This is a genomic window from Pseudomonas protegens (assembly GCF_003732485.1).
Lineage (GTDB): Bacteria > Pseudomonadota > Gammaproteobacteria > Pseudomonadales > Pseudomonadaceae > Aquipseudomonas > Aquipseudomonas protegens_B.
The window spans coordinates 1-1,159 of record NZ_MOAK01000057.1; the positions used below are offsets into that span (position 1 = coordinate 1).

Below are 1,159 nucleotides of genomic sequence, written 5' to 3' on the forward strand. Positions count from 1 at the left end.
CCGCAGTCCGGTCAGCCCACCGGCCAGCGGGTACACAAACCGGTGAAGATCACCAAGGTTTTCGACAAGGCTTCGCCGTTGCTGCTCGCGGCCCTGACCTCCGGTGAGCGCCTGAGCAAGATCGAAATCCAGTGGTTCCGTACCTCCGCCGCCGGCACCCAGGAGCATTACTTCACCACCACCCTGGAAGACGCGATCATCGTCGACATCAAGGACTACATGCACAACTGCCAGGACCCGTCGAACGCGCATTTCACCCACCTGGAGGATGTCGAATTCACCTACCGCAAGATCACCTGGACCCACGAAGTGTCCGGTACTTCCGGCTCCGATGACTGGCGTACCCCGGTCGCCGGCTAAATCCAGCGGCAGGTTCCAACCCATCGGTCAGCCGGGCTGATCGATGGGCGTCGCGCGCCCCTGGCAGACCTGGGGAAGGCGCATCGGTCATCCGTTGGACAGGGTGAAACTCGGAAAAGCCGAGTGCCGGATGCGCAATCCCTGATCGGTCATGTTGGCAGGGGGGATGAGCACTTCACGAAGTGGAGATGGGGGTCATGCGTCAAAGGGATTTGCAGTTCACGTTTTCCGTGCTGACCGCGCAGGTGGCGTTCGAGGTCGTAGAGTTCACCCTGGAAGAAGCCTTGTCCGAGCCTTTTCGCTTGACGCTCGAGCTGGCCAGCGACAACGGTGCGATCGACTTCGGCCAGATCCTCGATCAACCGGCCTTGCTGACGATCTGGCAAGGCGGCCTGCAGGTGCGGCATGTCCATGGCTTGGTCAGCAGTTTCACCCAGGGTAAAAGCGGTTTTCGCCGCACCCGTTACCGCCTGCTGGTGGAGCCGCAACTGGCTCGGCTGGTCCTGAGTTCCGACTGGCGCATTTTTCAGCAGAAAACGGTGCCCGAGATCCTCAAGTCGGTGCTCGACGAGCACGGCGTTCTTGACTACCAACCCTACATCCACACCGAACATGCGCCGCGTGAATACTGCGTCCAGGCCGGTGACACCGACCTCTATCTGTTTGACCGCCTGTCCACCGAGGAAGGCCTGTTCTATTTTTTCAAACACGATGCCAACGCCCACACCCTGGTCCAGGGTGACAAGTTGTACGTCCAGGAGCGCATCCAGGGGGCACCGGTGCTGTACTCCGCCCAACC

2 protein-coding genes are annotated in these 1,159 nt (G+C 60.7%); both read left to right on the top strand.

All coding sequences use genetic code 11. From position 1 onward, the window contains the following. On the top strand, nt 1-360 hold a 360-nt coding region (locus BLX41_RS15930; RefSeq protein ID WP_148059737.1), incomplete at its 5' end, for an Hcp family type VI secretion system effector. A gap of 197 nt (nt 361-557) precedes the next feature. Further along, nucleotides 558-1,159, top strand: a 602-nt coding sequence (gene vgrG / locus BLX41_RS15935) for a type VI secretion system tip protein VgrG (RefSeq protein ID WP_123725691.1), incomplete at its 3' end; no start/stop codon positions are given.